The sequence below is a fragment of the Pantoea septica genome (assembly GCF_002095575.1).
Lineage (GTDB): Bacteria > Pseudomonadota > Gammaproteobacteria > Enterobacterales > Enterobacteriaceae > Pantoea > Pantoea septica.
In genome coordinates this window covers 55,479-68,125 of record NZ_MLJJ01000017.1, presented here as the reverse complement: position 1 = coordinate 68,125, position 12,647 = coordinate 55,479, and the positions used below count along the sequence as shown (strand labels likewise).

At 61.5% G+C, this 12,647-nt stretch carries 12 protein-coding genes; 2 read left to right on the top strand and 10 right to left on the bottom strand.

Features of this window, described 5'->3' with window-relative positions; all coding sequences use genetic code 11:
* Positions 1 to 54 precede the first annotated feature (54 nt).
* Positions 55 to 471, top strand: coding sequence for a small heat shock chaperone IbpA (gene ibpA, locus HA46_RS11250; protein WP_033755460.1), 417 nt, complete (start codon positions 55 to 57; stop codon positions 469 to 471).
* A 67-nt stretch (positions 472 to 538) separates the two neighbouring features.
* On the opposite strand, the gene HA46_RS11245 is transcribed toward ibpA, so the two are convergent.
* Genes HA46_RS11245 through HA46_RS11220 form a run of 6 tightly spaced genes read right to left on the bottom strand, consistent with a single transcriptional unit; the run spans position 539 to position 6,267 of the window.
* Entirely contained in the window at positions 539 to 1,450 is a 912-nt protein-coding gene (locus HA46_RS11245) for an EamA family transporter (protein ID WP_033793051.1), read from the bottom strand.
* Between the two features lie 16 nt (positions 1,451 to 1,466).
* Positions 1,467 to 1,967, bottom strand: a complete 501-nt coding sequence (locus HA46_RS11240) for a YbaK/EbsC family protein (protein ID WP_084884308.1) — start codon at positions 1,965 to 1,967, stop codon at positions 1,467 to 1,469.
* 36 nt (positions 1,968 to 2,003) lie between these two features.
* On the bottom strand, positions 2,004 to 2,804 hold the full coding sequence (locus HA46_RS11235; protein ID WP_084884306.1) for a 2OG-Fe(II)-dependent halogenase WelO5 family protein: 801 nt from the start codon (positions 2,802 to 2,804) through the stop codon (positions 2,004 to 2,006).
* Between the two features lie 5 nt (positions 2,805 to 2,809).
* Complete coding sequence (locus tag HA46_RS11230) at positions 2,810 to 3,508, bottom strand: class II glutamine amidotransferase (RefSeq protein WP_084884303.1); 699 nt, start codon at positions 3,506 to 3,508, stop codon at positions 2,810 to 2,812.
* Positions 3,505 to 4,782: an ATP-grasp domain-containing protein gene (locus tag HA46_RS11225; protein WP_084884300.1), complete on the bottom strand. Its 1,278-nt coding sequence runs from the start codon at positions 4,780 to 4,782 to the stop codon at positions 3,505 to 3,507. The genes HA46_RS11230 and HA46_RS11225 overlap by 4 nt, the downstream gene beginning before the upstream one ends.
* Positions 4,783 to 4,800: 18 nt before the next feature.
* Positions 4,801 to 6,267, bottom strand: coding sequence for a hypothetical protein (locus HA46_RS11220; protein WP_084884298.1), 1,467 nt, complete (start codon positions 6,265 to 6,267; stop codon positions 4,801 to 4,803).
* Between the two features lie 237 nt (positions 6,268 to 6,504).
* On the opposite strand from HA46_RS11220, the gene HA46_RS11215 reads away from it, so the two are divergent.
* On the top strand, positions 6,505 to 7,959 hold the full coding sequence (locus HA46_RS11215) for an aminotransferase-like domain-containing protein (RefSeq protein ID WP_084884296.1): 1,455 nt from the start codon (positions 6,505 to 6,507) through the stop codon (positions 7,957 to 7,959).
* A 38-nt stretch (positions 7,960 to 7,997) separates the two neighbouring features.
* Here the strand turns inward: HA46_RS11215 and HA46_RS11210 are convergent, their stop codons facing one another.
* From HA46_RS11210 to HA46_RS11195, 4 genes are all read right to left on the bottom strand, one after another.
* Positions 7,998 to 9,251: a valine--pyruvate transaminase gene (locus HA46_RS11210; RefSeq protein WP_033793041.1), complete on the bottom strand. Its 1,254-nt coding sequence runs from the start codon at positions 9,249 to 9,251 to the stop codon at positions 7,998 to 8,000.
* Between the two features lie 79 nt (positions 9,252 to 9,330).
* Positions 9,331 to 10,302 (bottom strand): glyoxylate/hydroxypyruvate reductase GhrB, encoded by a 972-nt coding sequence (gene ghrB / locus HA46_RS11205; RefSeq protein ID WP_084884293.1) that lies wholly within the window; start codon positions 10,300 to 10,302, stop codon positions 9,331 to 9,333.
* Between the two features lie 72 nt (positions 10,303 to 10,374).
* A complete protein-coding gene (locus tag HA46_RS11200; RefSeq protein ID WP_084884291.1) occupies positions 10,375 to 11,655 on the bottom strand; it encodes an MFS transporter in 1,281 nt (426 codons plus the stop codon).
* Positions 11,656 to 11,690: 35 nt separating this feature from the next.
* Complete coding sequence (locus tag HA46_RS11195; protein WP_084884289.1) at positions 11,691 to 12,644, bottom strand: sugar kinase; 954 nt, start codon at positions 12,642 to 12,644, stop codon at positions 11,691 to 11,693.
* Between the last annotated feature and the right edge of the window lie 3 nt (positions 12,645 to 12,647).

The window sequence follows — 12,647 nt, the reverse complement described above, 5'->3', positions numbered from 1 at the left end:
AACCTGTCCATGGTGGAAGGTTGCCAAAACTTGCTGAATATCAGGAGTCATTCCATGCGTAATTTTGATCTTGCTCCACTTTATCGCTCTGCTATCGGTTTCGATCGCCTGTTTAACCTGCTCGAGTCCAACCAGAACCAGAGCAACGGCGGCTATCCTCCGTACAACGTCGAACTGGTCAGCGAAAACCACTATCGCATTACCATCGCGGTGGCGGGCTTTGCCCAGAACGAGCTGGATATTACCGCTCACGATAACGTCCTGATCGTGCGCGGCGCGCATCCTGAAGAGCAGACCGAACGCAAATATCTCTACCAGGGTATTGCCGAACGCAACTTCGAGCGCAAATTCCAGCTGGCCGACCACATTGTGGTACGCGACGCCCGACTGGAAAATGGCCTGTTGAGCATCGATCTGGAACGCATCGTCCCTGAAGAGGCGAAACCGCGCCGGATTGAAATTCTGAACTAATCAGAATCAACGAGAAGAAAACGCCGCCTTCGCGGCGTTTTTTATATCTGAGCCGCACGCCGCGCCGTTAAGGATGCGTACGCATCGCCAGGCGCTGGCTCACCAGGCCGCCGAAGACATTCACCAGCAGGCCGAAGATAATCACCGCCGCGCCCAGCATCTGCTGCGCCGAGAGCCGCTCCCCCAGCACCAGCGCCGCGCTGAGAATGCCGATCACCGGCACCAGCAGCGACAGCGGGGCGATGCGCCAGGTCTCATAGCGGCTAAGCAGGTTGCCCCAGATGGCGTAGCCGACTATGGTGGCGATAAAGGCGAGATAGATCAGCGCCAGAACCGTTTGCAGCGAGATGTGCGTCAGGCTGAAAACCATCGCCTCTTCTCCTTCGAACAGCCAGGAGCAGGCGAAGAAAGGCAGCACCGGCACCAGCGCGCTCCACACCACCAGCGACATCACTGGCACCTTGCGATTGCGCAGGATGATCTTGTTGGTGATATTGCCCAGTCCCCACGACAGCGCCGCCGCCAGCGTCAGCATCATGGTTGTCAGCGTAATGCCTGCGGCCGACTGGCCCTCCATGCCCGCCGTCGCCAGCATAAACATCCCCAGCGTCGCGATCAGCACGCCGGCGATATGGTTCCAGCGCAGCTTTTCGGCCAGCAGCAGCGCTCCCAGCAAGAGCGTGAAAAACGCCTGCGCCTGCAGCACCAGCGAGGCGAGCCCGGCGGGCATGCCGAGCTTGATGGCGAGAAACAGAAAGGCGAACTGGCCAAAGCTGATGGTCATGCCGTAGACCACCAGCCAGCGCAGCGGAATAGCCGGGCGAGAGACAAAAAAGATCGCCGGAAACGCCACCAGGGTAAAGCGCAGGCCCGCCAGCAAGAAGGGCGGCATGCCTTGCAGGCCGAGTTTGATCACCACGAAATTGACGCCCCACGCCACCACGACGCAGAGCGCCAGCAACATATCTTTGACTGACATAACTTTTCCTCTGCCGTCAGGCGCTAACCGCCACGGGCGTGGCGATATCGGCATAACAGGCTTCGCCGACGATACGGCGATAGTCGTTTGCGTTAAGGGCGATCGATTTTTCCAGCGCGCCGGCGTTAAACCACAGCGTGCCGACGTCGCGCAGGCGCGCATCGACGCGCAGCGTCAGCCGGTCATCAAAACTAAAGGGCGGCACTGCGCCCATCACGCACTCGGTCAGCGACTGCGCCATCTCGGGCGAGGCGAAGCTCGACTTTTTGCCGCCGATGGCGCGCGCGGCGCTTTTAAAATTGATTTTGCAGTCGCCCGGCACAATCGCCAGCAGAAAGCGCGATGCGGCGCCGTCCGGCATCGCGACCTCCAGCACCATCGCCTTCGCCGCCTGGCTCAGCGCATTGCCGCGCAGCGCGCTGATGGCGTCGGTCTGGCCGATGGCCTCGTGCTCTACCACGCGATACTCCGCGTCGTGCCCATCCAGCAGTTCGGTAATCTTTGCAAATGTCGTCATCTCTTCTCCTCGTCTTGCAAGGCTGCGCGTCGGGCGTCAGCTCCACGCTATCGCGTGTTTCATTTTTTTGTCGGTCAGGCCAAAAAAGAAGCCCATCGTGATGCGGGTATCGCCTTCGACCCGATCGATCTCGTGGTAAAAGGCGGGATTAAACAGATAGATATCGCCGCTGCGCGGCGAAAATTCGCAGGTTTCGCTCTGCATCACCACGCCGCTCTGATAGCCAAGCTCGCCCGGCGTTTTGAAACGCTCATCGTCTGGCGACCATTTTTTGTTGAAAATGCGCAGCCCGCCGCCCGCGTTGCACTCCTGCAGGCAGACCACGCAGCTCAGCTGATGCAGGATCTGCGTCACCGCCAGGCCGGTTCCGGCCGCGTCGCGGACGATATTGTCGTTGTGCAGCGGATTGGCGACGCCGTCGGCATGGAAACGCACGATCGAACCGGCGTAGCCGCCCAGCCCTGGCTCATGGGCGGTTTGCAGGCTCTCCAGCTTTAGCGCGTGGCGCACCCACTCATAGATCTGCAGGCGCAGCGCCGCGAGCGACGGCGGCAGCGCTGACGCGATGTCGCGCCATTCGGTAAAGTAGTTTTCCGGCGCGGCGGTATGTTTCGCCAGATAGGGCCCGAGCGTGGTGAGCGCGCCGTTGGGATAGTGCGACACGCGGATCTGTTCGCGGCAGCGCTGCAAATCGGTCACCACCCCCTGGCGATCTTCATCGGTGAGGAAGTTGCGCAGCACCAGCAGCGGCACGCGCGCCGTGACGATATCGTCCAGCCAGGTGCGCTCCACATACATGTTGGGATTGATCACGCGTATCTGATTAAAAATGGCCATGATGTTTACTCCCCCAAATGAATTTCGCGTAGTTCATGGTTAGCCATGCGTCGCCAGCTGGCGGCGTCGCCCAGGGTTGGAACAGGTTCAGACGAAATGTACGTACAGCGCTCCTGCTGCAAAACGTGCAGCGTGAAGTAGTGTGGCCAGGGCGTATCCTGCGGATGCCACTGCCAGGCCCATGCCCGGTCGCGCGTGACGAAAATCGCGTTGCCCGCGCTGCCGCCCGGCTCGACCTGCGCCAGCTTGTCGCGCAGGTAGTCGCGCGTGAAGTCGGCAGGCGTGATGCGATCCACCAGATATTCCAGATACTCCGCCGAGTCGAAGCGGGAGGCCGCCATGCCGAGGCGGGCGTAGACCTTCGGCATAAAGCCGTTGTGCATCATGTACCAGCGCGTGCCTGCGCTATCGCGCAGCAGCGGATGGGCAAACTCCAGCCCCTGGTTTTTACTCAGCGTGGCGTGGCGCACATGCACCGCCAGAAAGCGGCCTTTGATGCGATCGACATCGATATCGGGCAGCGCGTCGGCAAAGGGACCGCTGCCGCGCAGCGTGCGGATCTCCCCCGCGTCCAGCCACAAACATCCCCAGCCGTTCGGATGCTCTTTGATCGGCCCATCATGACAGGCGGTTTCCCCGCAGCTCATGGCGCGCGCCGCCTCCAGCACCTGCGCCGCGTCGAATTCGCCCTGCGCCAGAATCATTCTGCACACAATAAATTTCCTTCTGAGAGGCGAGATGCCGTGCGCACCACGCTGTTAAAAACGGCCAGAACGTCGTCGCGACCGCCAGCCGTCAGGCGCAGCGTGCCGAGTATGCCCGCATGGCGCGTCAGATCGGCATAGAGCGACGAGCGCCGCGACACCTGTAAGCCGGCAAAGGTCAGCGGCGGCAGCAGCGCCCCCTGACGATGTTCGGCAATCCAGCTTTCCGCCTGGCGCAGCTGGGCTGGCTGGCGCAGGCGCAGCTGGCCGACGGCGCGCGGCGGCGCGACGAAGCGCAGCGCGGGCATCTCGCCGCCCGCTTCAAGCCGAAACGCGACGGCCACCCAGTCGATGCCGGTCGCCTCTTCAACCAGACTGGGCACGCCCATGCCGGAAAGGCGAAAGCCCATCTCAAGGAAGTGCGGCACGCCATCCACCACGATAAAGTCGATATGAAAGGCGCCGAGCCGGTAGCCAAAGGTTTCGCAGCAAAATTTCATCAGGCTGGCGAAGGCGGGCGGCAGCGTCTCGGCGGCGACGGCGACGTGGCCGGATTCGTAAAAACTGACGCCGCCTTGCGCATCGCGATGGTGCTCGATCACCTTCTGGCAGCAGGTCAGGGCGTGCGGATGGCCGTCGTGCACCACGCCCTGCAGCGAATATTCGTCGCCGTCCAGCCAGCTTTCGACGATAAACCCGCTAAAGCTGCGCCCGCCGTAGTTCATGGTCTCTTCCAGCATCTGCACCACGCCCGCCAGCCGTTCGGGCGCTTCCACCAGCCAGATCCCCAGCCCGCCGCCGCTGTCCACCGGCTTGATCACGCAGGGATAGATCAGCGCCTGATGGGCGTCGAGAATGCTGAGCGGCGAGGCGAAAAAACGAAACTCCGGCTGTGGGAAGCGCGGCCAGGCTTTTTTCAGCGCCATCCGCTGGGCATATTTATCCAGCGGGATAAAGGTGCGCGGCGCATCGGGTCCAGCCAGTATTTCCCGCACCCGGCCGGCGCTGGCGTTGTAGGCTTCAAACCCGGCCAGCACCACGCGCGGATGCTCCAGCAGCCCGGCGTGCAGACAGGCCTGCAGCACTTCCCAGGGATTTTCCGGCCGGTCGAGGCGAACGATCAGATCAAACGGCAGCGTCAGGCTGAGCGACTGGTAGTCGACGAAATCGCTCATCTCCGCCAGTACGGTAAAGTAGCCGTCGCGCTTCGCCACCTCGCAGTAGGGGTTCTGGCCGTCGCGCGTTGCGCCTATTTGCAGGAAAATTTTTCTCATCGCTTCGCCTTACCGGGATCAGCGCCCGGAGATCACTTCGGTCACGGTATCCTGCAGGACGCCGTGGTTTACCTGAATCACCGCCTTATGCGGATCGAAGCGCAGCACGCGCGACAGCGGATCGGCGCTTATGCCCTCCAGCAGCGAGCTCACCTGGCGGCTTTGCCAGCAGTGACGTAACTGATCGATATCCAGTCCGGAAAGCTGGCCGAGCTGCTGCGCCAGCGCCGCGTCGTCGCGCTCGCCGGCGAGCAGCTGACGAATCGCTCCCTCGTCCAGCCCGATCCGCTGCTGCGTCAGCCAGCTGTGCAGCTGGCTGCCCTGGGCGATAAAGGGCGAATAGATCATGCAAATCAGCTGGGTTTCGTCGAGGCCGAACGCCTCGGCGGCAAAGCGCGCCGCGCGCTGGCGCTGCTGTTCGATAGCGGCCTCGTCCTGATAGCGCGCCGCCATCTCGGCGATCAGCTGAGGCGGAAAATCTTTCTGCGCCATCAGCCCCAGCGCAAAGCGGACATATTCGCGGATGCCTTCCACGTAGCTGCGCTGCAGCAGGGTTTCCGCGCGCAGGCCGCGAATATGGGCCATTAGTGTCGGGTTGCCGCAGTCCGATTCGGAAAAGCTGAACATCAGCGGGTCGAAGCGGAAACGCATAAAGTCGTTGAGCAGCGCCCAGTGCGCGCCGGCTTCGTAGGCGGTGTCCTGATAAATATTGAAGAACAGCGGATCGCGCGTCAGCTGATGCATGATGCGGCGCGCGGGCGTAACCGCCGCCTCGCCGTGGATAGCGGCCGAATAGCGATGGGCTACGCCGTCGAGCGTCTGCAAAAAGCCGCGAAAACCCCGATCTTTCTCCGCCGTTGGCGCATCGAACAGGCGCGAAAGGTGCCGCGCCCAGGCGACGTAGGCGGTCTGCTCCTGCGGCGAATCGCCGGTGATAATCATGTCCACGCCGCCGTTATAGTGCGCCGCCAGGCCGAACGAGTTGACCATGCTGAGATTGCAGGCGTTGCAAAAGGTCGAGCGCGCGTCGGCGCGAAAGCGGTGGCCGTTCATCAGCACGTCGCTGCGGTTTTGCTGGCGCACCGGCTCGGGCAGGGGAAGATGACGTTCGAAGGGGCGGATCTGCTGGCCGTCGACGATCAGGCTCTCTACGAAGGCGTCATGGTGAATAGCCAGCGCGCGGTAAACGCGGTCGATATTCTCCATCACGCTGTCGCTCATGGCGGCATGGCGGTTGGTGCTGATGCGCAGGCGAAAAGTGTCGCCGCGCTGCCGCCAGATCAACCCCTGAATGTAACGCACATAGGCCACCATATAGCTGCTGTCCTTCCCGCCGCCGTAGGCGAGCAGAACGCGGTTGCGCGACAGCTGCTCGCTATCCGGCAGCGCGGCAAGCAGACGATGAGAGCACCGTTTAGCGGAATCGATGATTGCCGGCGTCAGATAGCCTTCGATTTCTCTCATCATGGCGGACAGATTATTCATTTTTCGCGTTTTCCTTTGGCTGATAAATTCGTTTAAATGCATGGAACCTACTGATTCCATGAAAAAAAGGCCATTAAGCGGTATAGCAATGAATGCCGGAACGCAGGCAGACGACAGGGCGCCGGACGCAGAAAGCGGAGCGGCCGCGCGTCACAAATAATTAAGAGATGCAGCCTAAAGTACTTTGAATGTACTCTCTTGAATACGCACAGATCAGTACGATATGGGGTGGAACAGATGCCCGGTGAAACGGACGAGCAGGAGAGTCAGAGCAGTCGTTACCGCCAGATAGCCGAACAAATTAAGCAGGCTATCCGCAGCGGATCGCTGCTGCCCGACAGCCGGTTGCCCTCGGTGCGCACGCTGGCGACGCAGTACAGCGTCAGCCTGACGACCGCGCTGAAAACGCTGCGCACGCTGGAGGATGAGCGCTTTGCGGTGGCGAAGCCGAAATCGGGCTTTTTCGTCGCGCCGCGTCTGGCGCAGACAGAGACGACGCCGACGCCGCTGGCGCAGCCGCGGCTGGTGGCGCCGCTGGATGAACAGACGGAGATGCACCTGGCGATCCTCGGCTCGGAGTGTCGCGTTCGTCTCGACCTGGCGAACGGCGACAGCTCCCTCTATCCGGTGAAAAAGATCGGGCTGCTGATGCGCCAGATGGGATACAGCAAACCGGCGCTATTGGGCAACACCGTTAAGGGCACCGGCTATCTGCCGCTGAAGCATGAGATCGCGCGTCGCGCGGTAGAGTATGGCTGCAATATCAGCGCCGACGATATTCTCATCACCAACGGCTGCATTGAGGCGGTGTCGCTGTCGCTGCGCGCCACGCTCAGGCCCGGCGACGTGGTGGCGGTGGAGTCCCCCTGCTACTTCGTGCTGCTGCAGATGCTGCATAATCTCAACCTGCGCGTCATTGAAGTCGACTCCGGGCCGGAAGGCTATGTCGACGTCGAAAAGCTCACCGCGCTGTTCCGCCGCAGGGCGGTACAGGCCTTTCTCACCATCAGCAACGTCAACAATCCGCTCGGCAAATCGATCCCCAACGAACAGAAGGCCTATATCGCCCGTCAGGCCGATGAGAATGACGTGGTGATCGTCGAAGACGATATTTTCGGCGATACCGCGTTCGGCGAACGGCGGCCTTTTCCAATGCGCGCCTTTAGCCCCAACGCCATTCTGTGCAGCGGCTTTTCCAAAACCGTCGCGCCCGGCATCCGCATCGGCTGGGTGCACAGCGTCAACTACATGCGCAAGATCGCGTCGCTGAAATACACCTCGACCATGGGTACCTCGACGCTGTCGCAGGCGGCGATCGCCGAGCTGCTGCGCAGCGGCGGCTATGACGCCCATCTGCGCAAGCTGCGGCGCGAGCTGGCCGGCCAGATTCAGCAGATGCGTCAGTCGCTGCTGCGCGAGTTTCCGGCGGGCACGCGCGTCTCGGATCCGGAAGGCGGTTATGTGCTGTGGGTCGAGATGCCGCACCGGGCGCTCAACGTGCGCGCGCTGTTTCTCAAAGCGCGCAACGCCGGCATCGGCATTGCGCCGGGCCATATTTTCGCGACCGACGATCGCTACGACCACTGCTTTCGGCTTAACGCCGGCTTCGGCTGGAACGAAGAGGTTGAGCAGGCGATCCGTCAGCTGGCGCAGTGGTGCCGGGAGTCGCTGCTGGAGGCGAAAGAGGAGTGAGCGCGCCGGTCAAACCGGCGCGCCTCCGACATCGCGAATTAAAGCTGCTCCGCGAACGCTTTTTCCACCTCTTCCGCCAGAATTTGCACCGCGCGCTCGATATTCTCGGCGTCCGGCACATAGTTCATGCGCATGCACTGGTGCGTGTGCGGCCATGCCTGCTCCAGGCCGGGGAAGAAAAAGTGCCCCGGCACCATCAGCACGCCGCGCGCCTTAAGCCGCTGGTAGAGCGCCTCGGTGCTGATCGGCAGATCGCGGAACCACAGCCAGAGGAAAATCGCGCCTTCCGGCTTATGGATCAGGCAGCGATCTTCCGAAAGATAGCGACGAAGGATAGCGATGGTTTCGGTCACTTTGGCCTGATAGAAAGGTTTAATCACCGTTTCCGACAGCCGCAGCAGATCGCCGCGCTGGATCATCTCGGCGGCGATGGCGGGGCCGATGCTGCCGGGCGCCAGGCTAATAATGCCGTTCATATTGCTGATGGCGCCGATAATCTTTTCGTCGGCGACAATAATGCCGCAGCGCGCGCCGGGCAGGCCGAGCTTCGACAGGCTCATGCAGAGAATAATATTGGGATTCCACAGCGGGCGCGCGTCGCTGAAAATAATACCGGGGAAGGGCACGCCGTAGGCGTTGTCGATCAGCAGCGGCACGTCGTGCTGCTGCGCCAGCGCGTCGAGCTGCATCAGTTCGTCGTCAGTCACCACGTTGCCGGTCGGGTTGGTGGGGCGCGACACGCAGATCAGGCCGATATCGTCATGCATCGGCAGATGTTCGAAATCGACGTGATACTTAAACTGGCCTTCCGGCAGCAGCTCGATATTGGGCTTAGCGGAAACGAACAGCCCTTCGTCCAGTCCAGCATCGGCATAGCCCAGGTATTCCGGCGCCAGCGGAAAGAGCACGCGCTTTTTACTGCCGTCGGCGCGGCGGCCGGCGAACAGGTTGAACAGATAGAAAAAAGCGCTCTGGCTGCCGTTGGTCAGGGCGATATTGTTTGCGGTCACCGGCCAGCCCAGCTCGCTGCTGAGCAGCGTCGCCAGCGCGTTCAGCAGCGTGGCCTTGCCGCGCGGGCCGTCGTAGTTGCAGAGCGCTTCGCTCAGCTTGCCCTCGTCATGCATTTGTTGCAGCAGCTGCTGAAAATAGTCATTCATCGCCGGGATCTGCGCCGGATTGCCGCCGCCGAGCATAATCGTGCCGGGCGTGCGCAGTCCTGCGCCCATATCTTCCATCAGACGTGAAATGCCGGTGTGCTGGGTAAATTTGTCGCCGAACTGAGAAAAAGACATATATAGAAGTTAAAAACATGTGACGAATGGGGAATCAACGATAACGCCCGCCAGCGGCGGGCGCAATGGGAAGGGCGGATTACTTGAGAATGTCTGGATTAACGCAGTTCTTTTCCACCTTGCCGGTCAGCGCGGCGATCAGGTTCTCCACCGCGTCCTGCGCCATGCCGTAGCGCGTCTCGTGCGTGGCGGAGCCGATGTGCGGCAGCGCGACAACGTTAGGCAGCGAGAAGAGCGGCGATGCGGTCAGCGGCTCCTGCTCGAACACATCCAGGCCCGCCGCGTGAATGGTGCCCTCTTTCAGCGCGGCGATCAGCGCCTCTTCGTCCACCACCGGACCGCGTCCGGCGTTGATCAGGATGGCGCTCGGCTTCATCAGCTTCAGCTGCGCCGCGCTGATCATATGGTGCGTCTGCTCGGTCAGCGGCAGGCTGATGCAGACAAAGTCGCTCTCTTTCAGCAGCGTTTCCAGATCGCAGCGCTGCGCGCTAAAGCGCGACTGCGCCTCTTCATGTTCGCGGCGCGCGTTGTACAGCACCTTCATGCCGAAGCCGAAATGCGCGCGCTGCGCCAGCGCCATGCCGATGCGGCCCATGCCGAGAATGCCCAGCGTTTTATGGTGCACGTCGATGCCGAATTTGTCCGGCCCAATGCTTTTGTTCCACTGCCCCGCCTTCACCCACGCGTCCAGCTCGGTCACGCGGCGCGCGCTGCTCAGCACCAGCGCCATCATGGTATCGGCCACCGTTTCGGTCAGCACCGTCGGCGTATGCATTAGCAGCACATGACGCTGGTTGAGCGCCTCGACGTCGAAGTTGTCGTAACCTACCGATACGGTCGAACAGGCGCGCAGCTTCGGCATTTTCGCCAGCAGGTCGCCGTCGACCTTGCCGCCGGAGCCGATCAGCCCCTCGGCCTGCGCCAGCGCGTCAGCGTGCTGCTGCTGGCTTTCCGGCGACAGATCTTTAATTTCGGTTACGCTGAAATGGGCGTCGAGCCGGGCGCGCAGATCGTCCGGCAGGCTTTTATACAGAATCACGGATGGTTTCATCGTTCGCTCCCTGTAAAACGTGTGACGGGCGACACGCAGGTCGCCCGGAGAAGAGGGCCAGCGCTTACGCTTTCAGGCGTGTTTCGCGCCGTGCAGCGGCGGCGTTTTGTTTTCGGCGGGCTTGACGATCAACGTCAGCCACACCGAGACCAGCAGCGCTGCGCCCATAAAGATATAGGAGGCCGCCGGACTACCCGTCGCTCCATTAAGATAGCCGACAATCCAGGAACCGACGAACGAACCCAGCGCGCCCATGCTGTTGATCAGCGCCATCGCGCCGCCTGAAACGTTGCGCGGCAGCATTTCCGGAATAATGGCGAAGAAGGGACCGTAAGGCGCATACATGGCGGCGCCCGCAATGACCAGCAGCGCGTAAGAGAGCCAGAAATTGTCGGAGCCGACCAGATAAGAGCCGAGGAACGCCAGTGCGCCGATCAGCAGCAGCGGCCAGACGAAGAGCTTGCGGTTCTGCATTTTGTCCGACGCCCAGGAGACGACGATCATCGCGATGGTCGCCGCCAGATAAGGCACCGCCGACAGCCAGCCCGCTTCCACCATGCCCATCTGCGTGCCGTTGCGCAGAATCGACGGCAGCCACAGCACGAAGCCGTAGACGCCGATGCTCCAGGCGAAATATTGCATGCAGAGCAGAATAACGTTGCGGTTGCGGAACGCTTCGCTGTAGTTGCGCACCGCTTTGATATTCTCCTGCTCTTTTTTCAGCTGGGCGGCCAGCGCGGCTTTCTCTTCTTCGCTCATCCAGCGCGACTGCTCGGGCTTATCCTGCACCATAAACCACCAGGCGACGGCCCAAATCACCGCCGGAATCCCTTCGAAGATAAACATTTCGCGCCAGCCGAACGCGTCGATCAGATAGCCGGAGACTACCGACATCCAGAGCACCGTTACCGGGTTGCCGAGGATCAAAAAGGTATTGGCGCGCGAGCGCTCCGACCTGGTGAACCAGTTGCTGATATAGATCAGCATCGCGGGCATCACCGCCGCTTCCACCACCCCGAGCGCGAAGCGGATCGCCGCCAGCATCGGGATGTTGCTGACCACGCCGGTTAGCGACGCGCAGACGCCCCACAGCACCAGGCACCAGAAAATCAGTTTTTTTACGCTGCGGCGTTCGGCATAGACCGCGCCGGGGATCTGAAAAAAGAAGTAGCCGAGAAAGAAGAGCGCGCCCAGCAGCGAGGACATGCCCTTGGTGATGCCCAGGTCGTCGTTAATGCCGGCGGCAGAGGCGAAGCTAAAGTTTGCGCGATCCAGGTAGGCCAGACTGTAGGTGATAAACACGATGGGCATGATATACCACCAGCGTTTTGGCGCGATTGTCTGCGTTTTCATGCGGTTCTCCTCTGATATTGCGGTTCGGATGCAGGCTAGAAATCGCCTAACTCGCTGCGCGTCGGCAGCCCTTCGCTGTCGCCGATCACCTGAATCGCCAGCGAACCGATTCTGTTGCCGCGCTTAATCGCCTGCGGCAGCGTTTTACCTTCCAGCAGCGCGCTGATCACGCCGACGGCGAAACCGTCGCCCGCGCCAACGGTGTCCACCACGTTCTCGACGCGAATCGCCTCGACCTGGCCCTGCTCGCCCTGGGCGGTTTTATACCAGGCGCCGTCGCAGCCGGTTTTAATCACCACCGCTTTCACCCCTTTATCGAGGTAGAAATCGGCGATCGCTTCCGGCTGGCGGTAGCCGGTCAGGATATAGCCCTCTTTTTCGCCCGGCAGCACCCAGTCGGCGTACTCCGCCAGGTGGTTGAGCTGCTGGCGCATCTCCTCTTCGCTGCGCCACAGCACCGGCCGCAAGTTAGGATCGAAAGAGATGGTTTTGCCGCGCGCGCGCATCTCTTTCGCGCTGTGCTTCAGCAGCGCCAGCGAGCTGGCGGAGAGCGCGGCCGCGACGCCGCTCAAATGGAGATGGCGTGCGGCGCCGAAGTAGTCGCTGTTGAAATCCTCGACGGAGAGATGGCTGGCGGCGGAGCCTTTACGGAAATATTCCACCAGCGGATCGGAGCCGTCGTCGACTTTGGATTTCAACTGAAAACCGGTGGGGTAGCGCGCATCTTTCGTCACCTGGCGGCGATCGACGCCTTCGCTCTCCAGCACCTGGCAGATAAAGCGGCCGAAACTGTCGTCGCCGACGCGGCTTACCCAGCCGACCTTCAGACCGAGACGCGCCAGACCGATGGCGACGTTAAGCTCCGCGCCCGCCGCGCGCTTGATAAAGGTTTCAGCGGCGGCGAGATCGCCGGTTTCACGCGCCACGAACATCGCCATCGCTTCGCCGATGGTGACGACGTCCAGCGCGCCGTTATGCAAAGTAGTCATCTT